The following is a 22,577-nucleotide window of genomic DNA, read 5'->3' as shown; positions in this document are numbered from 1 at the left end:
ATTCTATGCATTCCGCAAAAACAGCATCCTTGCAAGCAAATAATTTTGCGTTCATTATATCATGATTCAATGTAACATTTTATGTATAGTTCAGAGAGTTGCTGGTAATACTGGAAATAGTAAGAAGATAAAACAAGTAATAGTTAGATCATGGAGGAATAAGGTTGGGGTAAGTCGGTCAGAGTCGTAAAAAATATAAATATACATAGGAGCAGCGGGAGGTGGAACGTTTGGGGAAAGACAGAGATGCGGAAGGCGGAATTTATAGTGCAGACAGCCGGATCGATAAAGACATAGATGCAAATATCAGCCGGGTAAAGGCACTGTTTGCTGATTGGGGAGACGTCGTGGAACGTCGATTTACTGTAAGAAGAACCGGAATGGATGTGTATGCAGAAGATACCATCGGATCAGCAGATGAGACATCCGCTTCGGTAGGAGCAATCTATGTAGTGTACATTGATGGGTTATGTGACAATGGTCTGATCGAGGATACGATCATTAAGCCTGTGACCTGGGAGTGGCGGCATGAGCATGGCAGTTCCCTGTGGGAGGCAATGGATTCATTTGAGACACAATCGGCGGATATAAAGGCAGAAAATGACTTCAAAAATGTGATGTTTTCGATATTAAAAGGAGACACAGCGGTATTTGTATCGGATGCAGATCAGGCGTTTGTTGTGTCTTCCAAGAAGCTGCCGGTACGTGGGGTGGAAGAAAGTTCTACCGAGGGTGGAATGCGTGGTCCTAGGGATAGCTTTAATGAAAGTATCCGTACATCGACAGCCCTTATTCGGCGGAGAATTAAAGATACAAGATTAAAATTGATCCAGAATACGATCGGTGTTCGTTCCAGAACCGAGTATGGAATCATGTATATTGAGGATATTGCAGAGAAGAAGCTGGTTGAACAGGTGAAAGAACGGATGAATGAATATGAGATAGATGCCATATTTGACAGTGGCATGGCAGAACATCTGATGGAGAAGAAATGGTACCGACCGTTTCCGGTATTCCAGTCAACAACCAGACCGGATAAAGCGGCAGCAGCACTGGCAGATGGCAGGGTAGTAGTTGTATTTGACAATTCACCGGAGGTTCTGATCGCGCCGGCGACGATCAATACATTATTCCAGACTGCCGATGATTATTATAACCGTTGGCCGGTTGCAACTTTTGCCAGAATCATTCGTTATATAGCGGCATTTATCGCGGTGGGGTTGCCGGGCTTCTATATAGCTGTTACCTGTTATCACCGGGAGGTGATACCGGATAAACTTCTCTATGCGATCGCAGTTGCAAGAAATCAGTTGTCTTTTCCGATCGTGTTAGAGGTTTTGATCATGGAGTTGTTGTTTGAATTGCTGCGGGAGGCAGGAATCCGTCTGCCGAGTCAGCTGGGAAATACGATCGGTGTTGTTGGTGGTTTGATCGTTGGACAGGCTGCGGTGGAAGCAGGGATTGTCAGTACCATCGTGGTGATCGTAGTTGCGCTGACAGCGATTGCTTCTTTTGCAATTCCAAATGAAGCTTTTGCGTCGGTGTTCCGTCTTTTAAAATTTCTAACTATACTGGCGGCTGCTTTTTTTGGACTGTATGGCTTCCTTCTGGTGATGCTTTTATTGATCTATCATCTTGCCGGTCTGAACAGCTTTGGTGTTCCGTACATGGCACCGGTCGTAACCTGTGGCTATGCAGAGGATGGAATGGAAGATTTTGTCATTCGTAAGCCAATCAAAAAAATTATCTTTCGACCGGCATGGGCGAACCATAGAGAACGCAGGAGGCTTCGCAAAAAGTAATGATGAATGGGTGTGAATCAATATATGGATTATAGAAATGTGACGTTCCGACAGCTTTTTATAACGGGAACTTGCCTGATTTTCCCGATTACTTTCTGGAACATGGTACAGATTATGACGGATTTTTCCAAAAACAACGGTGTTTTATCACTTTTTTTGATGCTAATACTTGCTCTGGTTTATGTGGTGCTACTACATCTTGCGCTTTCTGGTGTAGTGAAATTGTCAGATCCCGCTAAAGAAAAGGCAGAGATAACGGGTGCAAAAGTATGGAATAATAAGAAAAAAGTGGCTATTGCATCTATTTATGTGATCAGATATGCAATTCGGGTTCTTTTTTTGCTTTATTTCTTTGTACAGGGGAGCCGGATCCTGATGCTGCCGGATTATGCAGGAATGGTTCTGGTTGTTCCGGTATTACTGACACTTTTCTATATGGCAGGAAAGGGACTGCGTGGTTATATCGGATTTGCGGAAGCAAGTGTGATCGGAATCGGGATCGCATTGGTGCTGTTTGTCATTTGTGGATTCTGGAATGCTGATTTTTCCCGACTAAAAGAATATGCAGAATTTCAGATGCAGGCATCTGTATGTAACACGATATGTCAGATTTTGATAAAAGGATATCTGATGATGGTAGGGTTATGTATGCTGGAATTTGTCATGTATCTTTATCTGAGAGTAGAGAAACGAAGACGAGGGATACTGGTGTGGACGGTATCTGTTCCGGTTGTGTTAGCCCTTGTTGCTTCCTGTTTTGTGATATCACTACTTGGCTTGCAGAGCAAAACAATGACTTCAAAGGGAATACTAAATGTTGTGGGTGCGATGATGTTCCCCGGAGGTGCAAATGCGAGGCTCGGTTTACTCGCCTGTTATCTGCTTATAATCTTCGGACTCTTGCTTCTGGCTATCCACATTGTATTCATTTGTCAGTTTGTGGATGAGATCTGGAAGATCATCTGTGTATGGAAAAAGAGCGGCGGGATGAGAGCAGCCGGGAATGATAAGAGTACAGAGTTTCATGGACGTGATTCTGATAATGCAATGGATAAAAAAGTGATGGAAGAAAAAAGAAGCCTGTGGATAAGAAGCGGCTGCGTGGTTGTTTTGTTTCTGTTGTTTTTGTGGATGGGCAGGTTCCTTGGAGAACGGGATGCCGGCCGGGCATTCATGATCTACATTGCTGCTGTGGATATTCCTTTGTCTGTTCTTGTACCGGCATTTGCAGGACGGAAACGGACGAATCCGGGGAAGCTTGCAAAGATGGCTGCAGAAGTGATCGGTGGAGTTCTGATTGCCTGTATGTTGTCCGGATGCATGGACAGATCCATTGAAGCGGTAGACTATCTCCGTGTGGTTATGATCTCTGAGACAGAAGGAGGCTACGAGTACACATTTGTTACAGACAGTCTGGAGGGAGCGGAGTCAGCAGCCGAATCGGAGGAGCGGGAGTATCCGGTTGTTGCGGAGAGCCTGCAGCAGGCACGGGCTGAATATGATCAGGCGCATGACCGGAGCCTTGATCTGAGCCATGTTGAATATATCGTGGTGGATTCCGAAGAAACCCTGCGACAGATGTATCCGGAGCTGATAAAAGAATTTGTAACGAATTATGTAGAAGTGATCTGCACCGATTCGCTTTATCAGGGTGAAGCGTCCGGCAGCATCCGGAAATATATCGCAACGCATTACAAAGGAGAGTGTCTGGCGACACTGGGGGAGTAGACATTCGTTTAAAGTATTAGTTATTGATAAAGAGTGTGAAACAGAATTTGTTTCAATAATAAAGAAATTTAAATATATCAGATATAGACTATTTCGTTAATGTAGATAAAGAAAAATGGAGGTTATGGAAATGGGTAGAGCAGTAAGGGCGGCAGTTGCCGGAATCCTGATCGGTTTATTTTGTGGAACATTATATGTGGAAATGGGAGCACTGAAAAGATTATATAGCGCGAAAAACAGCGTAGAGCAGGTGATGAACCTGATCGAATATGCGGAAGAAAATGAAGATATAGCCTGTGACAGTACAGAGGAAAATTATGCTGGAATAACCAGTGACAAAACTTCACAGGCAGACGGTAAGAATGATGGATCGAGCCAGCAGGTGGTAAATGGTCTTGAGCCCTCGGATGGTCAGGATACAGAACGGTCAAATGATATCCAGACTGCATTTCGGATTCTGGATGGCACAACATTAAATGCGTATGAAACACAGAAGCAGTTACAGGAACTGGAAGCAATGTATGATGATATAGCAGGAAATGCAAGTGCGGAGAGTCAGATGAATGCTCAGAATAAGACATCAGATGTTATCCGTATTCGAATAAGATATGAGGGAAATGAGAATTTATCGGATAAGCAATTGGATGAATTTACTTCATATGTTGAGCAGGCGGTACTTTACGGTATAGCCGAGAAGCTTGGCGCAGACTATAACGATCAGGAGAAAAGCATTGTGCGAAAGAATCTGATACTGAGCAAAGAATATATCGATGCCTGTGCAGAGGAAAGCGCAGAAGAATACGGCATCCCGGTTACTGCATGGTCAGCTTTTGAGTATCTGAACCTTCCGGCAGCAACCTTGAATGGCGTTGCTTATCCGGCCGGGTATTATGAAACTTTGTGTGTGACGTTGAAAAGATTATGACTGACTTTTCCATCTACCCCTAAATCCCCGGAATCCTTGAATTATATAGGTGGTTGTGGTATGATATGAGATATTTTGATTATATATTTCAAAGGAGCTCAAGGGAATATGACTAAGAAAAAACTGGTAGTTATTTTTGGAGGAAGATCATCGGAACATGAAGTTTCATGCATTTCAGTTCAGACAGTTGCCAAAGCGGTGGATACGGACAAATATGATATGACACTGATCGGAATCACAAAGGATGGCAAATGGCTGAAGGCTGACAGCATTGAGAGTATTGCTGACGGAAGCTGGTACGACAGTCAGGTTCGTGCAGTGATTTCACCGGATTCTGCAAAAGAGATTATCATAAAAGATGGCGACAGAATCTATGCGGAGCCTGTAGATGTTATTTTCCCTGTTTTGCATGGTTTATATGGAGAAGACGGTACGATTCAGGGATTGTTTGAGATGGCGGACATTCCATATGTGGGCTGCGGCGTATTTGCATCGGCTGCTGCAATGGACAAATTCCATACAAAGATCATTGCTGATCATATCAATGTAACACAGGCAAAATTTGTTCCTGTAGTAGAAGATGATTTTGATGATCTGGATGTTGCGATGGATCGGGTAGAGAGCGAGTTAAACTATCCGGTATTTGTAAAACCATCATCCGCAGGTTCATCAAAGGGTGTTACAAAGGCACATGACAGAGCCGAGTTAGAAGCTGGTCTGCATGAGGCACTCAACCATGATTCCAAGATCCTTGTCGAGGAAACGATCGTTGGCAGAGAGTTGGAATGTGGTGTACTTGGATATGGCAATCATACAAAGGCATCCGGTGTTGGAGAGATCCTTGCTGCCGCAAATGCAGATTTCTATGATTTTGATGCAAAATACAACAATGCAGATTCCAAGACGATCATCGGGGCAGATATACCGGAAGAAGCTGAGGACGAGATCCGTGCAGAAGCAATCCGTATCTTTAATGCGATTGACGGCTTTGGACTTGCCCGTGTGGATTTCTTCCTTGAGAAAGACACCAATCGTGTAATATTTAATGAAGTAAACACATTGCCGGGATTTACATCGATCAGTATGTATCCGATGCTGTGGGATGCAGAGGGATATGATATCAAGACCCTTGTAAATACCTTAATTGAGATGGCATTTGAAAGATAATTTATGACGACGAGAGATATAAAGATAAAAGTAACGGGTGTGCAGAGTGTTGCCGGAGCGGATGATGAACCGGAGGTTCTGGAGCTTGAGACGCGGGGAACATACTCTGAGAAAAACGGAAACCGCTATATCAAATATGACGAATTTATTGAAGATGTGGAAGAACCGGTGAAGAATCTTCTGCGGTTCGATGAGCATGCATTACAGCTTACGAAACGTGGCAGCGTGAACACGGTTATGTTATTTGACCGGGAGAAGAACAGCTCGGTGCATTATGCAACTCCGGTTGGACCGATCTGTATGAATATCTGTACGGAGGAATATCATATGGAGCAGTCAGAGAAGGGAATCCGGATTGATATTCGTTACTGTATTGACTTTAACAATGATTATATTACGGATTGCAGTCTGAATGTGACTGCGGACTACGAAGGGGTATAAATATATATGGGTAGTGAGAAATCCTTCGACAGCTTTCTGGGGATTGAAACGATCGCGGAGACAGCATTTGGAGATATGGATGTATGTCTTCCGGTGAACGAAGAAGATAATAATTATGAGGTTACATATTATAATGATCTGGTGACGATGTTCGACGAGATCAGCATGGAGCCGGAAGATACGCTTGTGGATTTTGGTTGCGGACTTGGCAGAGTGCTTTTTTACTGTAATTCCAGACATTACTGCCGGACGGTTGGAATCGAGAACAATGCCAGGGTCTATGACAGACTTCTGACAAATGCCGCAAGCTATCAGAGCAAATTCCTTGATCAGGAGGAACGGATGCAGTTCCTGAATGTGGAAGCGGAGGCATATGAGATCGGAGATGAAGACAATTATTTCTATTTCTTCAATCCATTTTCCGGCGCGACCTTCAAAAAGGTGCTGGATAATATCATCGCATCGGTGCGGAGACAGCCGAGAGATATTGAACTTCTGATCTATTATCCGACATTTGAATATCAGAAAGCAATCCGTGACTGCAACCTGTTCGTTTTAAAGAAGATGATCAAATTATCCGGTTATGAAGAAGACCCGGATGAGAAGGTTCTGGTATATCATTTGTCACGATATTTTGTAGCGTAGAATAAATAAGGCGGTCTATCTGGCGGACTAGCTTTATATTGACTTGCTGCGATTCCTATTCAATGCACATGTCTGATTCGTAAATACTCCTGTGCCAACTCGTCCTTCGGACTCAAACAGGCACCCGTATTTACTGACAATGTGCATTTCATTACGGAATCTTCGCTAATGTCAATATAAAGCTAGTCCGTCAGATAGACCGCCTTATTAATTTCATACAAATCATAATCAGGATACAGGTGATTCCGATGATTCCCCACAGTATAGAGGGGGAGATCGCTATACTTCCGATCACATAGGAAGAAGCGTTTAAGATTATATGAAGGATCATGCCTGGGATCAGGGAGCCTGACCATACGGCAAGACAGCCCAGAATGATTCCGGCCGGAACGCTGTAGCAGAACTGAACGACATTTCCATGATAACAGCCGAAACAGAATGCTGTGAACAGGATCGCACAGAGGGTGGCATGCTTCGTGTGAAATGCAGAGACAGACAGCTTCAGTGTCACTCCCCGGAAGGCGAATTCTTCTGCGATCGGTGCGAGAAGTGTGACTGTACAGATACGGATGATTCCATTGTTGATGGAAAATGACCGCTGTACCCGTTCATGGTATGAGGTTAGGAGCTCCGGCCTATAAGTGTCGATCAGACGAAGAATACAGGTTGTTAAGAGCTGAAGACTGATACCAAGGATCAGCAGTAAAATAAAGATAACAAAAGCACGCAGGAAAGGATTTTTCTTTCCTGCGTGCTTTGTTTTTGAATGATCGGACAGATAAAAATATCCGAAAATACAGATACAAAGAATATATGAAATACATGATGTGATACTGCCGACAGAATCAGTCTGACTGCCTGTAAGATCACAGATCCGGGTGCCTGCAAGATAGACAATATTATGTATCAGTAATGCGGTAACCGGAACCAGACAGGTAATAACTAATTTTCTGAGGTCGACACGAGTATTTATCATGATTACTGGATCTTCTTTGCCCTTTCTTTTTCTTCCTTTGCCTTTGCTTTTCTTGCGGCTTTTTCTTCTTTGCTGAGTTTCATGCTGGCAGTTTCCTGCTCATAAGTCTGCTCGTATTTCTTCTGTTTTGCACGAAGCTTCTGGCTGAATGATTTCTTTGCAGGCTCCGGTGCTTTCTTACCACGAACATTCTTAACGCTTGTGATGTAGATACCGCTGACCATAGCTTTAACTTCGCCACGGACAGGCATAACATCAAAGATTCCATCGTCGCAGATCAGATTGATGATCTGTGGGCCAATCTTGGCTTTAACGATAGGAAGCTTGGCTTTCTGGTAACGCTTTGGAGTTGATTCCAATACCTGTTTCGGAAGATTTGCATCTTTCATAGGCAGCATCTTTTTATCGATGACCAGCATCGTGACAGGCTGTGCGGCCTGAAGCATAGCTTCTTTCTGTGCGCTCTGCTTCTTCTGCAGGCGGTTTCCTACTATGTAAAGTACTACTAAGATTACAACTAATATTGCGATGACGATTAACATCCATCCCCACCAAGGCATAATAAGTTCCTCCTTATATTTCATTATTTGTCTGTGATTGCAAATTGTATATATTATGATTACTTTTGACCTTACCAATCAGGGAACGCTTCCGCTCGTTTCTGCGCTGCATAACTTCGAACTAAGCTCGAAAATACCTCGCTAAGATCTCAGTTACCCCTGCAGCGGTACTAAGATGCCGCTTCTGCGCCATCTAAGGACCGGCGGACTCAAATGTCCCTGTATTGGCAAGTCAAAGTAATCAAATATATATACAATTTGCAATTATATTATTTTTCAATCATAGGCAGATTTTTTAACCGGGCTGCCTGAATCTTACCTGGGATTGCATCCAGAACCTCTTTACGTTCCTTCGGCTTCAATCCACGGATATCAACCGGCTCTAAGAATTCGATCACAACTTTGCTGCTGTGAAGGAAATTATGTTTATTTGCTTCCATACATTTGTCTGTTCCGCAGATAGCAACCGGAATGATCAGACATCCGGCTTTCTGAGCGATCTTGAATGCACCGTCTTTAAATGGCAGCAGTTCGTCGCCCTTATTTCTTGTTCCCTCCGGGAAGATCATCATGGAGTGACCGGATTTGATGATATCAGCAGTCTGCAAAATCGTTTCCAGACCCTTTTTCAGATCGGTACGATCCAGATAGGTGCATCCGATATCATCCATGTATTTGTAAAGCAGAGGTATATCCTTGATATTGTCCTTGGACATGAAGCCAAGCGGCATATCGATTGCATTGTGACAGGATAAAATATCAAAATAGCTTCGATGATTACCAACGAACATGACCGGTTGGTCGGCAGGAATGTTTTCCTTGCCGATAACTGTTCGCTTACATCCGGTTAAGAACATAACTGCTCCGAAAAATCCTTTTACCAGCTTCTGAGCCTTGATGTAAGCTTTGTCCTGATCCTTTTTTGCAAGCTGCTTCAGATACAGATGATATGGAAAACAAAATATGATTCCAAGTACTGCAAACAGTACAGTAATAATGGTTCTCAAATATATCCTCCTGTTCTATCTGCCGTAGAGTTTTGCTGTCTCAAATAGACGTTCTTCTAATTTAGTATCCATGTCTTTATCCTCAAAGCGCCAAGCCCAGTTGCCTTCCCCTACACCCGGAGTATTCAGACGAGCCCATGAATCTAATTTCAGAACATCCTGCATAGGAACAACAGCCATATTTGCGACAGATGAGAAACATGCACGGATCATAACCCAGCAGATATCACTGGCATCTGTGCTGAAATAGCGGCGAAGCTTGTCCTTGGATGCTTCGTATGCTTTCTGATACCAGCCAAGTGTTGTGTCGTTGTCATGTGTTCCTGTGTAGCATACGCAGTTTCTTGTATAATTATGCGGAAGGAAATCATTTTCTTCCGGATTTTCAAATGCAAACTGTAAGATCTTCATGCCCGGCAGATTGAATTTGTCACGCAATTCGATAACAGAATCGTCAATCTCACCCAGATCCTCAGCGATGATCGGAAGGTCATAGCCAAGATTTGCTTGTAACTGTGTGAAGAAGTTGATACCGGGAGCGGGCTTCCATTCTCCGTTGATGGCGGTTTCTTCGCCATAAGGTACAGCCCAGTACCGGTCAAATCCTCTGAAATGGTCAATCCTTAAGAAATCTGTCAGAGTGAACTGGTATTTGATTCGCTCAATCCACCATTCATAACCGGTAGCGGTATGCTTTGACCAGTTATACAGTGGGTTGCCCCACAACTGTCCGGTCTCTGAGAAATAATCAGGTGGTACACCGGCAACCTCTGTTGGGTATCCCTTTGAATCCAGCATGAAAAGCTCCTGATGGCTCCATACATCGGCACTGTCCCATGCAAGGAAGATCGGAGCATCACCTACGATGCTGATGTTCTTTTCATTTGCGTATTCCTTGATCGCCATCCACTGTGTATGGAATAAGAACTGGATGAAATCATAGTAACCGATCTCATTTGCAAGCTTCTTTTCCCATGTGGTACGCTGTCTTTTGGTAGGTGCTTTCAGGGAATCCTCCCACATATACCAAGGCATTCCTTCATGGAAATCCTTACCTGCCATAAACAGGGAGTAGTCAGCGAGCCAGGAGGAATCCTTTTTGAAAGAAGCAAATGCTGCCATCTGTTCCTCGTCTGTTGATAATCCGTCCTCGTAGTCAGGATCAGTAAAACGTTCGTAAGCGAGCTTTAACAGCTTTGTCTTAAATGTGATCAAGGTTCCGTAATCGATGTGAACGGGATCCCATTCCGGCATATCAGTAAAATCATCTTCTGACAGAAGCTTGTATTCTTTTAATGCATCAAGGTCAATAATTAACGGCTGACCGGCAAATGCGGAGAATGGCTGATATGGTGAATCACCAAATCCGGTATGTCCAAGTGGAAGTACCTGCCACAGATTCAAGCCCGAATTTGCCAGAAAGTCTATAAACCGGTATGCACCTTTGCCGAGATCACCGATTCCGTAAGGACTTGGAAATGAAGTCGGATGTGCCAGAATACCAGCGTATTTCTTTGGCTTTTTTTCATGGTTGTTTTCTAACATGTTTATCCTCTTTTCCTATTATTATATTGACGTTTTTGGTCTGGTCAGATATATCTGTCTGCCCGGACATCATAAAACCCCATTTTTCCTTGAAAAATCAAGGCGGTGTGGAAAAAACACCGTACGTTTTATTATACATAAAACGAATTATTCTTACAAGTCTGAAATTGGGGGAAGTCGCAGTACGCCTGCCCGCCTCTGTCGGTCTCCTTGGCTGGTATGGGCAGTTGGTCTCCCCACTATAATATGGCATCAGCGAGAATTTCGTCGTGAGATGTACATTGCCAGTAAATACGGGTGCTTGTTTGAGCCGAAGGCGAGTTAGCACAGGAGTATTTACGAATCAGGCATGTGCAACGAACAGAAATCGCAGCAAGCCATTTATAGTGGGGAGGCCAACTGCCCATGCCAGCCACCCATACCAGCCAAGGAGACCGACAGGGGCGGACAGGCGGTTGGTTTATATGTTTTGTAATGCTGTGTTAGTTTTATAAAGTTTTGTTTATGATCTTCATAAATACATCAGAAAATAAACACAGTTTAGACACACTTCCCTTATATACTGTGTATTGTAAGAGTTTTTCATTTATTTGAATCCTCTCTCCCCTCATTTTTTGCAAGTGGTAATAAATCTTTCCCCGGTTTGTTACCACTTGTTTTTTGTTTTATAATATTGTTTGGGTGCAAAAGAGTCGTATGCGGCTCTTTATTCTTGATAAATTATTACTTTTCGGCTAAAATAAGATTTGATCTTATTTTGGCCGAAAAAAGAGGTGCAGATATATGGAATATATTCATAGAGATTTAGAAAAAAAGATAAAAGAATTAGCAGAAGACTATTCCTGTATATTAATTACAGGACCGAGGCAGGTTGGAAAAACAACTTTATTTAAAAAATTAATGGATGAGAATAGGACAGTGGTGAGCCTGGATGATCTGGAAGAAAGGAAACTGGCACAGACAGATCCTGCTATGTTTTTGCAGATGCATGATCTTCCGATTTTAATAGATGAGGTACAATATGCTCCGCAATTATTTCCATATATTAAGATGGCGATAGATAATGGAGCACCGGCATCATCATTTTGGTTGACCGGATCGCAGGCATTTCGGATGATGGAGCTTGCACAGGAATCTTTGGCGGGAAGAACTGCTATTATTCACATGTCATCTTTGTCACAGCATGAGTTGTATGGAGCAGGCGAGAATATTAAGTTTAGTGTTGATCTGGAAACATTAAAGCATCGAAGCAAAAATGGAACAAAGGTGGAGTTGCCGGAGCTATATGAGAGAATCTGGATGGGATCTATGCCGGGTTATAGAAGTGGACGATACAAAGACAGAAATGTTTTTTATTCCAGTTATATTCAAACATATATTGACAGAGATGTATCAGAGTTGATTACAAATGTTGATAAACTTGTATTTATGGACTTTGTAAGAGCTGCAGCATGCAGGTGTGCACAAATGTTAAATATACATGATATAGCAAATGATGTTGGCGTTTCAGATGAGACAATTAAACGATGGCTGCAGGTGCTTGAGAAGTCCGATATTATTTTTTATTTACGTCCTTATTCTAATAATCTGTTAAAGAGAACAGTTAAGACACCAAAATTATATTTCTTTGATACAGGCCTGGTTTCGTATCTCACAAAATATACAACTCCGGAAATACTTGAAAACGGGGCGATTAATGGGGCAATACTGGAAAATTATGTTGTTTCCGAAATTCGGAAGACATATCAAAATGAAGCGGATGAATGCCTTATGTGGTATTACAGAGATAAAGACAGTAATGAAATTGATATGGTGATTGAAAGTGATGGTATGGTGCATCCGTTAGAGATAAAACGCTCAGTAAATCCAGGAAGTGAACTGACCAGGGCATTCAGAATTCTGGATAAAGGAGCAGTTCCAAGAGGAAAAGGAGCAATCATCTGTATGCGTCCGAAACTTTCAGCTGTTGATTCAGAAAATTACATTGTTCCGATCTGGACAATATAATAAAGAATTTGTAAATAGAATGCAGAATCTGTTTATAAACACATCAGAAAATAAACACAATTTAGACACACATCCCTTATATACTATGTATTGTAAGAGTTTTTCATTTATTTGAATCCTCTCTCCCCTCATTTTTTGCAAGTGGTAATAAGTCTTTTCCCCGATTTATTACCACTTGTTTTTTTGCCTTTTCGGCGGTATACTTCCATTATTAAATTCACAACAGACGGAGGATAACAGGTATGATTTCGGAAAAATATGCAGATATGACAACCAAAGGTTCTATAATAAGAGAATTTGCGCAGTATGCATCAAAACGTGCTGCAGAGATCGGAAAGGAAAATGTATATAACTTTACGATCGGCAATCCTTCTGTTCCGGTATGTCCGGAGTTTACAGAGACATTGGAACGGATGTTAAAAGAAGAAAATCCTTTGACGCTTCACGGATACAGTCCGACACTTGGTATTATGTCCGTCAGAGAAGCGGTTGCAGATTCTTTAAATAGAAGATTTGGAATGGAATATACAGCAGATGATATTTTCATGACCTCCGGTGCAGCAGGTGCGATCGCACATGCAATTCGTTGTGTAACAAAGCCGGGAGATGAGGTGATCACATTTGCTCCATATTTCCCTGAGTATGTTCCATATGTTGACGGAACAGGTGCGGTGCTTAAGATCGTGCCGGCGGATATTACATCCTTCCAGATCAATTTTGATGCATTTCTGGAGCTTTTAAATCCAAATGTACAGGCAGTTCTTATTAACTCTCCGAATAACCCGTCCGGTATCGTATATTCAACAGAGACGATCAAGAAGCTGGCTGCAATTCTGGAAGAAAAGCAGAAGGAATATGGACATGATATCTATATTATCTCCGATGAGCCTTATCGTGAGATCGTATTTGAAGGAACGGATTCGCCATTTATTTCATCCTTCTATGACAACAGTATCTGCTGTTATTCATTCAGTAAGTCACTTTCCCTTCCGGGTGAGCGTATCGGATATGTAGCGGTAAATCCGAAATGTAAGGATGCGAAGCTGATCGTTCTGATGTGTGGTCAGATCTCCAGATTTACAGGACATAACTGTCCGCCATCCATGATCCAGCTTGGTGTGGCAGAAGTGATCGATAAGACAGCTGACCTGTCAATCTATGAGAAGAATAAGAATATTTTATATAAAGAGCTTACAAATATGGGATATGAGTGTGTAGAACCGGGCGGAACCTTCTATATGTTTCCAAAGACTCCGATCGCGGATGCAAATGCATTCTGTCGTATGACAGCCAGCAAGCTGGATCTGATCCTGGTACCGGGAGACAGCTTTATGTGTCCGGGACATATGAGACTTGCTTACTGTACCACAACAGAGATGGTAGAACGCGCACTTCCGTTATTTGAAAAAGCAATGAAGCTTGCAAAAGAGATGGAGTAATCAAAGGAGAACATCATGGTTACACAGATTCCGATCATACTTGCATCGAATTCACCGAGAAGAAAAGAGCTGCTTGAAAGAGCCGGTTATACATTTACTGTTATGCCAAGTGACTGCGATGAAGCTACCGATATCCGTTTTCCAAAGGATATGGTAATGGAGCTTGCCGGGAGAAAGGCAGAAAATGTATATAAAAAGGTATGTACAGATCGTGCCGGTACGGAAGCAGAGACACAGCCGTTTATCGTGATCGGTTCCGATACGGTCGTCGCATTAAATGGCAGGATCCTTGGAAAACCGGTTGATTATGACGATGCATATAATACGTTGAATAGTTTGTCAGGACAGACACATAATGTATATACAGGTGTTTCTATTATGTACTACGACGGAGAGAAATGCCGGACAAAGACATTTTACGAGAATACAGAGGTTACATTTTATCCGATGACGCATGAGGAGATTGTCGGATATCTTGCGACGGGAGATCCGTTTGACAAAGCAGGAAGCTATGGGATACAGACACAGGGTGGCCTGTTTGTGAAAGGGATCAAGGGCAGTTATGACAATGTTGTCGGACTTCCGCTTTCCCGGTTGTACCATGAGTTAAATGAGATGTTATGTGGGCAGTAATGTGTGAGAAAACGATGCGCCGATCATGTATGACAGAATAGTAGAGATTATAAACTGCTAAAAAAGAAAGGCAGGAGGACAGAGATATGGAAGAAAAGAGAAATTTTACCTTATTAACAGACTTCTATGAATTGACGATGATGCAGGGATATTTCCGTGAGAAAGCAGATGATATCGTTGTATTTGATGCATTCTACAGAAAAAATCCATCCGGAAGCGGCTATGCGATCGCCTGTGGTCTGGAACAGGTGATTGACTATATCAAGAATCTGTCCTTTTCCTATGAAGACGTTGATTACTTAAGAAGTCTGAATATGTTTGATGAAGAATTTCTGAATTACCTTGCAGGATTTCATTTTACAGGTGATATCTATGCGATTCCGGAAGGTTCTGTAGTATTTCCGTATGAGCCACTTGTGAAGGTGGTTGCACCGATCATGGAAGCGCAGTTGGTTGAGACCGCATTATTAAATATCGTGAACCATCAGAGTCTGATCGCTACAAAGGCATCCAGAGTCTGCTATGCAGCAAAAGGGGATGGTATCATGGAATTCGGACTTCGCCGTGCGCAGGGACCGGATGCCGGAACCTTCGGTGCGAGGGCGGCAGTTATCGGTGGCTGTGTCGGAACCTCAAATGTAATCTGCGGTAAGCAGTTCGGCGTGCCTGTACTTGGGACACATGCACATAGCTGGATCATGAGCTTCCCGGATGAATATACAGCATTTAAGAGATATGCAGAATTATATCCGGATACATGTACATTGTTGGTTGACACATATGACACATTGAAATCCGGTGTGCCAAATGCAATCCGGGTATTTGATGAGATGAAGGCAGAGGGAAAGATGCCGACCAGATATGGAATCCGTCTGGATTCCGGTGACCTTGCATATCTGTCTAAGAAAGCCAGAAAAATGTTGGATGCAGCGGGATATCCGGATGCAGTCATTGCAGCATCCTCTGATCTGGACGAATATCTGATCAACAGTTTGAAGAATCAGGGTGCAGCGATCACGTCATGGGGCGTTGGAACCAATCTGATCACATCAGCAGATAATCCATCTTTTGGCGGTGTTTATAAGCTTGCGGCGATCAAGAAGCCGGAGGATGAAGAATTCACAGCGAAGATCAAGATATCAGAGAATCCGGCGAAGATCACAAATCCAGGAAATAAGACGGTATTCCGTCTGTATAATAAGGAGACCGGAAAGATCAAGGCGGATCTGATCACACTTTCCGATGAGACATATAATGAAGCGGAGGATCTGGAGATATTTGACCAGATGGCTACATGGAAGCGTTCGACACTTCCGGGTGGTTCTTATGAGATCCGTGAGATGCTTGTCCCGGTATTCTTGAAGGGACAGTGCGTATATCAGAATCCATCCACGATGGAGATCCGCGAGTATTGCCAGAAAGAACTGAATACACTCTGGGATGAGACCAGACGACTGGTAAATCCACAGGAGGTATTTGTCGATCTGTCAAAACCGTTATATGATCTGAAACAGAAGCTGTTAAACAGCCGACATTGATGCAGAAATGGTCAGATCAGAAAATATATATTATTTTATCGTCCGACCGGCGTTATAATGGAAATCTTTAATATCAAAATTCATAGCAGAGATCTCGCTCATAGCAGCGTTGATCTCTGTTGTTGTTTTCGGAGCTGCTTTTTTGATATGAGCCAGTGTTGTTTCATATGCTAACATCTGTCGGAGAACATTTCTGCAATAAGCTTCTTCCTCCACCATGGTATGGATATTATACTTTTGCAGGTAATCTGTCATAAAATCGGGAAGCATATTGATCTGGTAAAGAATATAGGCACGAATGGTGTGACCGATCATGTATATAGTAGCAAGAATTAAAACACCCAAAGCGATCAAACCTGTGATCGTCCGCAGGATCATTCCTCCACCCATAACAATGACTGTAAGATGAAAATAATCATATCCAAGCAGAAGAATTAAGAAAATCACATTATAGATAAAATGTGTTTTCAGACTGTGCCTCCTCTTAGGAAGTCCGTCGATCTCGGCGGTATATACCATTTTATAATAATCAATCTGTTTATCGGTATTGTCGATCATATCCATCAGATCAAAATATTCCTGTGAATATGGAGGATCAGATTTCTCTGCTGCTTCAGAGAGATCTGTTTCGATTGTCGGTTTATTCTTAGGTGGTTTCTGATCATTTACCTTTAAATTTAACATATGCAATCCCCTTATGTAACCTGCCTGCATGTGCGAATCACATGCAATGCTGCTTTTCAAGTTTGTTTATGGATTTTATTGTAACACAATTTATTGCGGGATAGGGAACTCTGTATGAAAAAGTAAAAAAATATCTAGTCTTTCAAACCATGTTACAAAGCCCCGAAAACCATGGCTTTTCTATATAGAAACTACGATTGACATTTGCTGTTTGAATCATCTATATTATAAAAAGTTAAGGGATACAGGCATTTTTGAAACTTGAAATTAGTAGAGTGTATAAGAGTTTTGAAGTGCCGGTTTACAAATAGAAAGATGAGGTTTTACCTATGAGCAAGATCAGGATCATAACAGATTCAGCTAGTGATATTTCGACTGCTGAGGAACAGAAATATAATATATTAATCCTTCCGTTTCCGGTAACGATTGGTGACAAATCTTATATGAGCAGAGTCGATTTTGACAATGACGGTTTTTATAAGTTAATGGAGGAAAATCCAAACGAGCTGCCAAAGACGGCGCAGATCACAGCATTCCAGTTCGACGAGCTGTATAAGGAGCAGTTTGATGCAGGATATACAGATATTATATTTGTCAGCATCAATAAAAAGGGTTCTGCTACCCATGATAATGCAGTCATGGCAAAGAATGAATTCTTTGAGGAGCATCCGGAGTATGCAGGAAAAGGAACGATTCAGATCTTTGATGGTGTTGGATATAGCGGTCAGTATGGATATCCGGTTGTGCAGGCAGCAAAGATGGCAGAAGAAGGAAAAACAGTGGATGAGATCACTGCTTATCTGTCAGACATTCTTCCGAAGCGACGGATCTACTTCGGTATCTATGGATTGAAATATGCAGCAAAATCGGGACGTATTCCAAGTGCAGCAGCACTGGTCGGTGATGCACTTGGCGTAAAACCGATCATGAAGATATGGGCAAATGAGATCGTTACAGCATTCAAATGCCGCGGCGAGAAGAAATTACTGGCAAAAATGGCAGATGTCTCAGCAGCAGAGATGCTTCCGGGTTCGCCATATCAGATCGTATATGGATGCGATGATGTATGCAGGGATGAACTGGCTGCCAAGATGACAGAAAAGGTTGGTTATGCGCCGGACGATTTCTTCCAGATCGGAGCAGCGGTTGCTTCGAATGCAGGACCAAAGGTAGCCGGAGTTATTTTTACGGTAAAAGACGAAGCATAAACAGAATATAGATTTTCATAGAAAAGACCTTTGTTCACAGAAGCGGAAGCAGATATACAAGAACCGATGTGGATAAGGGTCTTTTTGCATGGGGATTGACTGGCAAGAAAAAGATGAATTGTGCGGCATAAAGGAAGCCGATTGGCGTAAAGAATGACAACAGTTGGTTGCATATGCTGATCTTAGTAGTGTATACTTAAAAGAATGAAGAAAAATGTGCCGGCAGATGAAAGGCAGATGAGAGATATGGGTGACACACCAAAGATTGAAGAAACAACATTTTATCATATTAATTATTATTTGTATGGAAAGGCATTTAAGGGAAGTTATCAGGGCATGCGGTTCCGCCTTGCCAGAAATCCGCTTGAAAATGTATTTTTTAAACCGAAAGAAGTACAGGATGCCGGAACTCTGATGGCAACGGTCTGGCCGGAACCGTTCAGTTACGAGAATACGGATGATGAAAAGAAGCTGACAAAGGAATTTCCGTTTTCGGAAGAAGGAAAACTTGCAGCGGTAGACTGGCTCAATGAGCAGTACGAGAGCCGGAAAGAAGAATGGGATGCAGCGAAGCATACAGACTGGAGCAGTTTGAGAAAATAAATGACCGAGGAATATGAAGATGATATTTGAGACACATGGACATTACGATGATGAGCAGTTTGATACAGACAGAGAGCAGTTATTAGAAGAATTTCAGAGACAGGATATCCGGTATGTTATGAATATAGGAGCTAATATTGCGACTTCAAAGGCATCTGTCGAACTGGCGCATCAATATGATTTTATCTATGCAGCGATCGGAACGCATCCGGATGATGCACCGGAGCTTTCAGATGCGGCGATCGAGATGTATCGGCAGATGGCAGTAGATGAGAAGGTAAAGGCGATCGGAGAGATCGGACTGGACTATTTCCATGAGGATGTTCCCAAAGAGGTGCAGATCCACTGGTTCCGAAAGCAGTTGGAGCTGGCAGAAGAATTGAAGCTTCCGGTTGTGATCCACAGCAGGGATGCGGCAAAGGATACCATGGATATCATGAAAGAGATGCAGGGAAGACTTTGCGGTGGCGTCATTCACTGTTTTTCATACAGTACAGAGATTGCAAGAGAATATATTAAGATGGGATATTATATCGGCGTTGGCGGCGTAGTGACATTTAACAATGGACGTAAGCTGAAAGAAGTAGTGGAAGCCATTCCGCTTACCAGTATCGTATTAGAAACGGATTCGCCGTATCTGTCACCTGTACCATTCCGTGGAAAACGGAACTCTGCCCTTAATATTCCTTATGTGGCAAAAGAGATCGCAGCATTAAAGGGAGTTACGGAAGAAGAAGTGTATGACGTGACATTTAAGAACAGTCTGAAGTTGTACAGAATGGAAGAAAATATGCAGGCAGAGGCGTAGAAAGAATGACTGCGTGATAAGATGAAAGCGTAAGAATGCATAGATGGAGGACAAGACATGGAGAAATTAAGTAACCCGCAGGTTACGATACAGACAATAAAGAAATATGAGTTTGCATTTCAGAAGAAATTCGGTCAGAATTTCCTGATCGATGACCATGTGATTACAAAAATTATAAATGCGGCAGAAATTACGAAGGACGATCTGGTACTGGAGATCGGACCGGGAATCGGAACAATGACACAGTATCTGGCAGAGTCAGCCAGAAAGGTGATCGCAGTTGAGATTGATAAAAACCTGATCCCAATCCTTGGAGAAACATTGGCAGAATATGATAATGTAACCGTTATCAACGAAGATATATTGAAGTTAGATATCAACCGGCTGGTGGAGGAAGAAAATGCAGGCAAGCCGATCAAGGTCGTTGCCAATCTGCCATATTATATTACAACTCCGATCATTATGGGCTTATTTGAAAGTCATGTACCATTACAGTCAATTACGGTCATGGTACAGAAGGAAGTAGCAGACCGGATGCAGGTAGGACCGGGATCGAAAGATTATGGTGCATTGTCACTTGCAGTCCAGTATTATGCAAAACCGTATATTGCCGCAAATGTGCCGCCAAACTGTTTTATCCCAAGACCGGGTGTAGGATCTGCGGTGATACGGCTGACCAGATATGAGGAGCCGCCGGTGACAGTAAAGGATGAGAGTCTGATGTTCAAGCTGATCCGGGCATCCTTTAACCAGAGAAGAAAGACGTTACAGAATGGAATCGCAAACAGCCCGGAGCTTCCATATTCAAAAGCACAGGTGGAGAAAGCTCTGGAAAAAATGGGACTTGCCGCAAATGTTCGGGGAGAAAGTTTAACGCTGGCAGAATTTGCAAAGTTAAGTGATATTATTTCCGAAGAATAAAGGAATAAGTTACAGTAAAAATGCATAGATACAAGTAAGGCTTGTCTTTCGGGGAGAATGTCGGACGCAGACATGACTTCCTGTCGGACAAAAATGTCAGATAGAAAAAAGAGACGGAGGTATCTATGGTTTACTGGAACAGATTTATATCATATATTTTCAGGTATCACGAATATGACAAATGCGAGAACACGGGATTTGCGAAGGTGCAGAAGCAGAATGAGAAGGGCAAGATGCAGGTGAATTTTAAGGATCAGGTCAAGAAAGAGGGGTTGTATTCGGTTTATCTGTATCGTGAGACGCTTGCAGATCCGGAGGAATATCCGGAGGCTGTGCCGGACAGCATGATTCCGGTTGTGTTGTATCTTGGAAAATTAAGCCTGAAATCCGGAAGAGGAGAAGACTGCTTTACCTTTGACTGGAATAATGTCAATCATACCGGTCGGCCGATCACAGCATGGAGCGGCATTATCATAAGACGGATGGGCGAAGAAGAAAGTGATATTTTCTGCTCCTCATGGACGGATAATATCGTGGATTACAGTCAGGCATTTGCCCGGCGGGAGGCAGCAGAAGCTGAACGGGAAAGAAGAGCAGATGTTGCAGCAACGGAGTATGATCGGAGAAGAATCGTGTCCGAGACGATGGCGGAATCAGAAAACATGGACAGCGAATCTGAGGCGGAGACAATGGCTTCAGAGGTGAAAGAAACGACACATACAGATACAGACAACCCGGAAACCGTTTTGCCGGAAACGGAGGAGTCTCCGGATGAAAAGACATTTTCCCAGACCGATGAGGAAACAGAGAAGCGGGTAACGGCAGCTGAGGTTTTAGAAACAATGAAAGAAGACGGAAGGGCAGCAGAACTGATGGCGAATCGGGAAAAACTTCCGCTTCTGCCGAATTGCCCGGATGGAGAAAATGGAGTGATCGAGTGTGTGAAGATCAATCCGAACGATATCGGACTGCTGAACATGGATAACTGGCGGCTGGGGGTGAACAGCTTTCTGACACATGGATTTTACAGCTACAAATATCTGATGCTCGGCAGGGTGCTGTTTGATGAAGAAGATACGAATGGATACATATTGGGAGTGCCGGGAGAGTATTCATCCAAAGAAAAGTATCTTGCGGGAATCTTTGGATTTGATCGTTTTATACCGGTGAAGGAGACAAGAATCAAGACCGGAAGTTTTGGTTACTGGGTGGTAGATCTGAAATAAAAAGGATTGCGGCAAAAAGCAATGTTGGTTGAATGACGGAGAATGCCGGTGTGGAGAAGAAGATGGAACAGAGTACAGAAGAAAATGTAATAGAACAAAGAATAAATGATGATCAGAATGTACGGAACAGAGAAGACGAAGAAAAAGATATATGTGCAGATCAGCAGGTGACAGAACCGGAGATATCCGATGAAGACAGGAAAATGTATGAAGCATATATGGCAAAGGCGATTAAGCTGGCGCAGAAAGCCTATGTGCAGGGGGATGTTCCGATTGGCTGTGTGATCGTAAAGGATGATAAGGTGATCGCACGGGGATATAACAAGAGAAATCTGAAGAAGACAACACTGGCACATGCAGAGCTGCTTGCGATCGAGCAGGCATCAAAGAAACTCGGTGACTGGAGGTTAGAGGATTGCACGATGTATGTAACATTAGAACCGTGCCAGATGTGTGCCGGAGCTATTGTACAGGCAAGGATCCAGAAGGTTGTGATCGGCTGTATGAATAAGAAAGCCGGCTGTGCCGGTTCAATCCTGAATATGTTTGATATGCCTGCGTTTAACCATCAGGTAGAAACCGTATATGGTATCCGGCAGGAGGAGTGCAGCAGCCTGATGAAGAACTTTTTTGCAGACCTGCGGAAAGGTGTTATCTCAAAAAAATAAACAGGTTGACGTATGTGCGATCGTCATTTATAATCAAGTATGCGTC

Annotated in this window: 21 protein-coding genes; 16 read left to right on the top strand and 5 right to left on the bottom strand. The window is 42.9% G+C overall.

The features are described from left to right. The first annotated feature begins 221 nt into the window (after positions 1–221). The 6 genes from DWY07_RS05125 (at position 222) to DWY07_RS05100 (ending at position 6,708) form a co-directional block, all read left to right on the top strand. A complete protein-coding gene (locus tag DWY07_RS05125; RefSeq protein WP_117822400.1) occupies positions 222–1,802 on the top strand; it encodes a spore germination protein in 1,581 nt (526 codons plus the stop codon). A 24-nt stretch (positions 1,803–1,826) separates the two neighbouring features. Next, positions 1,827–3,530: a hypothetical protein gene (locus DWY07_RS05120; RefSeq protein ID WP_147340242.1), complete on the top strand. Its 1,704-nt coding sequence runs from the start codon at positions 1,827–1,829 to the stop codon at positions 3,528–3,530. Between the two features lie 130 nt (positions 3,531–3,660). Further along, on the top strand, positions 3,661–4,455 hold the full coding sequence (locus DWY07_RS05115; RefSeq protein WP_117784513.1) for a hypothetical protein: 795 nt from the start codon (positions 3,661–3,663) through the stop codon (positions 4,453–4,455). A gap of 108 nt (positions 4,456–4,563) precedes the next feature. Then, positions 4,564–5,622, top strand: a complete 1,059-nt coding sequence (locus DWY07_RS05110; protein ID WP_021944201.1) for a D-alanine--D-alanine ligase family protein — start codon at positions 4,564–4,566, stop codon at positions 5,620–5,622. A 3-nt stretch (positions 5,623–5,625) separates the two neighbouring features. Beyond that, positions 5,626–6,063, top strand: a complete 438-nt coding sequence (locus DWY07_RS05105) for a DUF1934 domain-containing protein (protein ID WP_021944202.1) — start codon at positions 5,626–5,628, stop codon at positions 6,061–6,063. Between the two features lie 6 nt (positions 6,064–6,069). After that, a complete protein-coding gene (locus tag DWY07_RS05100) occupies positions 6,070–6,708 on the top strand; it encodes a hypothetical protein (RefSeq protein ID WP_021944203.1) in 639 nt (212 codons plus the stop codon). A gap of 190 nt (positions 6,709–6,898) precedes the next feature. Here DWY07_RS05100 and DWY07_RS05095 read toward each other — a convergent pair whose 3' ends face one another. The 4 genes from DWY07_RS05095 to malQ all read right to left on the bottom strand — a co-directional run bounded on the left by DWY07_RS05095 (position 6,899) and on the right by malQ (position 10,796). Beyond that, entirely contained in the window at positions 6,899–7,684 is a 786-nt protein-coding gene (locus DWY07_RS05095) for a CPBP family intramembrane glutamic endopeptidase (protein WP_117822398.1), read from the bottom strand. A 2-nt stretch (positions 7,685–7,686) separates the two neighbouring features. After that, positions 7,687–8,244 (bottom strand): hypothetical protein, encoded by a 558-nt coding sequence (locus tag DWY07_RS05090; RefSeq protein ID WP_021944205.1) that lies wholly within the window; start codon positions 8,242–8,244, stop codon positions 7,687–7,689. A gap of 269 nt (positions 8,245–8,513) precedes the next feature. After that, entirely contained in the window at positions 8,514–9,251 is a 738-nt protein-coding gene (locus DWY07_RS05085; protein ID WP_021944206.1) for a lysophospholipid acyltransferase family protein, read from the bottom strand. A 15-nt stretch (positions 9,252–9,266) separates the two neighbouring features. Further along, positions 9,267–10,796: a 4-alpha-glucanotransferase gene (gene malQ, locus DWY07_RS05080; RefSeq protein WP_117822397.1), complete on the bottom strand. Its 1,530-nt coding sequence runs from the start codon at positions 10,794–10,796 to the stop codon at positions 9,267–9,269. 783 nt (positions 10,797–11,579) lie between these two features. Here malQ and DWY07_RS05070 point away from each other — a divergent pair. The 4 genes from DWY07_RS05070 to DWY07_RS05055 all read left to right on the top strand — a co-directional run bounded on the left by DWY07_RS05070 (position 11,580) and on the right by DWY07_RS05055 (position 16,413). Beyond that, complete coding sequence (locus DWY07_RS05070; protein WP_117784507.1) at positions 11,580–12,803, top strand: ATP-binding protein; 1,224 nt, start codon at positions 11,580–11,582, stop codon at positions 12,801–12,803. A gap of 242 nt (positions 12,804–13,045) precedes the next feature. After that, positions 13,046–14,242, top strand: a complete 1,197-nt coding sequence (locus DWY07_RS05065; RefSeq protein ID WP_008402408.1) for a pyridoxal phosphate-dependent aminotransferase — start codon at positions 13,046–13,048, stop codon at positions 14,240–14,242. Positions 14,243–14,257: 15 nt separating this feature from the next. Continuing rightward, the gene (locus DWY07_RS05060; protein WP_117822395.1) at positions 14,258–14,875 is read left to right on the top strand and encodes a Maf family protein; all 618 of its coding nucleotides are present in this window, start codon (positions 14,258–14,260) and stop codon (positions 14,873–14,875) included. A gap of 86 nt (positions 14,876–14,961) precedes the next feature. Further along, positions 14,962–16,413, top strand: coding sequence for a nicotinate phosphoribosyltransferase (locus DWY07_RS05055; protein ID WP_117822394.1), 1,452 nt, complete (start codon positions 14,962–14,964; stop codon positions 16,411–16,413). A 30-nt stretch (positions 16,414–16,443) separates the two neighbouring features. Here DWY07_RS05055 and DWY07_RS05050 read toward each other — a convergent pair whose 3' ends face one another. Beyond that, positions 16,444–17,097, bottom strand: a complete 654-nt coding sequence (locus DWY07_RS05050) for a hypothetical protein (protein ID WP_117822393.1) — start codon at positions 17,095–17,097, stop codon at positions 16,444–16,446. A gap of 329 nt (positions 17,098–17,426) precedes the next feature. Between DWY07_RS05050 and DWY07_RS05045 the strand changes: the two genes are divergently transcribed. The 6 genes from DWY07_RS05045 to tadA all read left to right on the top strand — a co-directional run bounded on the left by DWY07_RS05045 (position 17,427) and on the right by tadA (position 22,531). Further along, positions 17,427–18,305 (top strand): DegV family protein, encoded by an 879-nt coding sequence (locus tag DWY07_RS05045; protein ID WP_117822392.1) that lies wholly within the window; start codon positions 17,427–17,429, stop codon positions 18,303–18,305. Between the two features lie 204 nt (positions 18,306–18,509). Next, positions 18,510–18,908, top strand: coding sequence for a hypothetical protein (locus DWY07_RS05040; RefSeq protein WP_117784502.1), 399 nt, complete (start codon positions 18,510–18,512; stop codon positions 18,906–18,908). 19 nt (positions 18,909–18,927) lie between these two features. After that, positions 18,928–19,716: a TatD family hydrolase gene (locus DWY07_RS05035; RefSeq protein WP_242997307.1), complete on the top strand. Its 789-nt coding sequence runs from the start codon at positions 18,928–18,930 to the stop codon at positions 19,714–19,716. Positions 19,717–19,773: 57 nt separating this feature from the next. Continuing rightward, positions 19,774–20,637, top strand: coding sequence for a 16S rRNA (adenine(1518)-N(6)/adenine(1519)-N(6))-dimethyltransferase RsmA (gene rsmA / locus DWY07_RS05030; protein WP_021944635.1), 864 nt, complete (start codon positions 19,774–19,776; stop codon positions 20,635–20,637). Positions 20,638–20,762: 125 nt separating this feature from the next. After that, positions 20,763–21,863, top strand: a complete 1,101-nt coding sequence (locus DWY07_RS05025; protein ID WP_117822390.1) for a DUF6128 domain-containing protein — start codon at positions 20,763–20,765, stop codon at positions 21,861–21,863. Positions 21,864–21,913: 50 nt separating this feature from the next. Continuing rightward, positions 21,914–22,531, top strand: coding sequence for a tRNA adenosine(34) deaminase TadA (gene tadA, locus DWY07_RS05020; RefSeq protein WP_347465211.1), 618 nt, complete (start codon positions 21,914–21,916; stop codon positions 22,529–22,531). The last annotated feature ends 46 nt before the right edge of the window (positions 22,532–22,577 follow it).

This window comes from Clostridium sp. AF23-6LB (genome assembly GCF_003461085.1).
Classification (GTDB): domain Bacteria; phylum Bacillota; class Clostridia; order Lachnospirales; family Lachnospiraceae; genus Coprococcus; species Coprococcus ammoniilyticus.
Note: the sequence above shows the minus strand (reverse complement) of the source record. Positions and strands in the feature narration are given on the sequence as shown.

Bases quoted from the DNA above. Each gene is read 5' to 3' on its own strand.
- DWY07_RS05115 (WP_117784513.1), top strand. From the start codon at position 3,661: ATGGGTAGAGCAGTAAGGGCGGCAGTTGCCGGAATCCTGATCGGTTTA.
- DWY07_RS05025 (WP_117822390.1), top strand. From the start codon at position 20,763: ATGGTTTACTGGAACAGATTTATATCATATATTTTCAGGTATCACGAA.
- DWY07_RS05065 (WP_008402408.1), top strand. From the start codon at position 13,046: ATGATTTCGGAAAAATATGCAGATATGACAACCAAAGGTTCTATAATA.
- DWY07_RS05070 (WP_117784507.1), top strand. From the start codon at position 11,580: ATGGAATATATTCATAGAGATTTAGAAAAAAAGATAAAAGAATTAGCA.
- DWY07_RS05095 (WP_117822398.1), bottom strand. From the start codon at position 7,684: ATGATAAATACTCGTGTCGACCTCAGAAAATTAGTTATTACCTGTCTG.
- DWY07_RS05060 (WP_117822395.1), top strand. From the start codon at position 14,258: ATGGTTACACAGATTCCGATCATACTTGCATCGAATTCACCGAGAAGA.
- malQ (WP_117822397.1), bottom strand. From the start codon at position 10,796: ATGTTAGAAAACAACCATGAAAAAAAGCCAAAGAAATACGCTGGTATT.
- DWY07_RS05035 (WP_242997307.1), top strand. From the start codon at position 18,928: ATGATATTTGAGACACATGGACATTACGATGATGAGCAGTTTGATACA.
- rsmA (WP_021944635.1), top strand. From the start codon at position 19,774: ATGGAGAAATTAAGTAACCCGCAGGTTACGATACAGACAATAAAGAAA.
- DWY07_RS05045 (WP_117822392.1), top strand. From the start codon at position 17,427: ATGAGCAAGATCAGGATCATAACAGATTCAGCTAGTGATATTTCGACT.
- DWY07_RS05055 (WP_117822394.1), top strand. From the start codon at position 14,962: ATGGAAGAAAAGAGAAATTTTACCTTATTAACAGACTTCTATGAATTG.
- DWY07_RS05120 (WP_147340242.1), top strand. From the start codon at position 1,827: ATGGATTATAGAAATGTGACGTTCCGACAGCTTTTTATAACGGGAACT.
- DWY07_RS05105 (WP_021944202.1), top strand. From the start codon at position 5,626: ATGACGACGAGAGATATAAAGATAAAAGTAACGGGTGTGCAGAGTGTT.
- DWY07_RS05040 (WP_117784502.1), top strand. From the start codon at position 18,510: ATGAAGAAAAATGTGCCGGCAGATGAAAGGCAGATGAGAGATATGGGT.
- DWY07_RS05110 (WP_021944201.1), top strand. From the start codon at position 4,564: ATGACTAAGAAAAAACTGGTAGTTATTTTTGGAGGAAGATCATCGGAA.
- DWY07_RS05100 (WP_021944203.1), top strand. From the start codon at position 6,070: ATGGGTAGTGAGAAATCCTTCGACAGCTTTCTGGGGATTGAAACGATC.
- DWY07_RS05050 (WP_117822393.1), bottom strand. From the start codon at position 17,097: ATGTTAAATTTAAAGGTAAATGATCAGAAACCACCTAAGAATAAACCG.
- DWY07_RS05090 (WP_021944205.1), bottom strand. From the start codon at position 8,244: ATGCCTTGGTGGGGATGGATGTTAATCGTCATCGCAATATTAGTTGTA.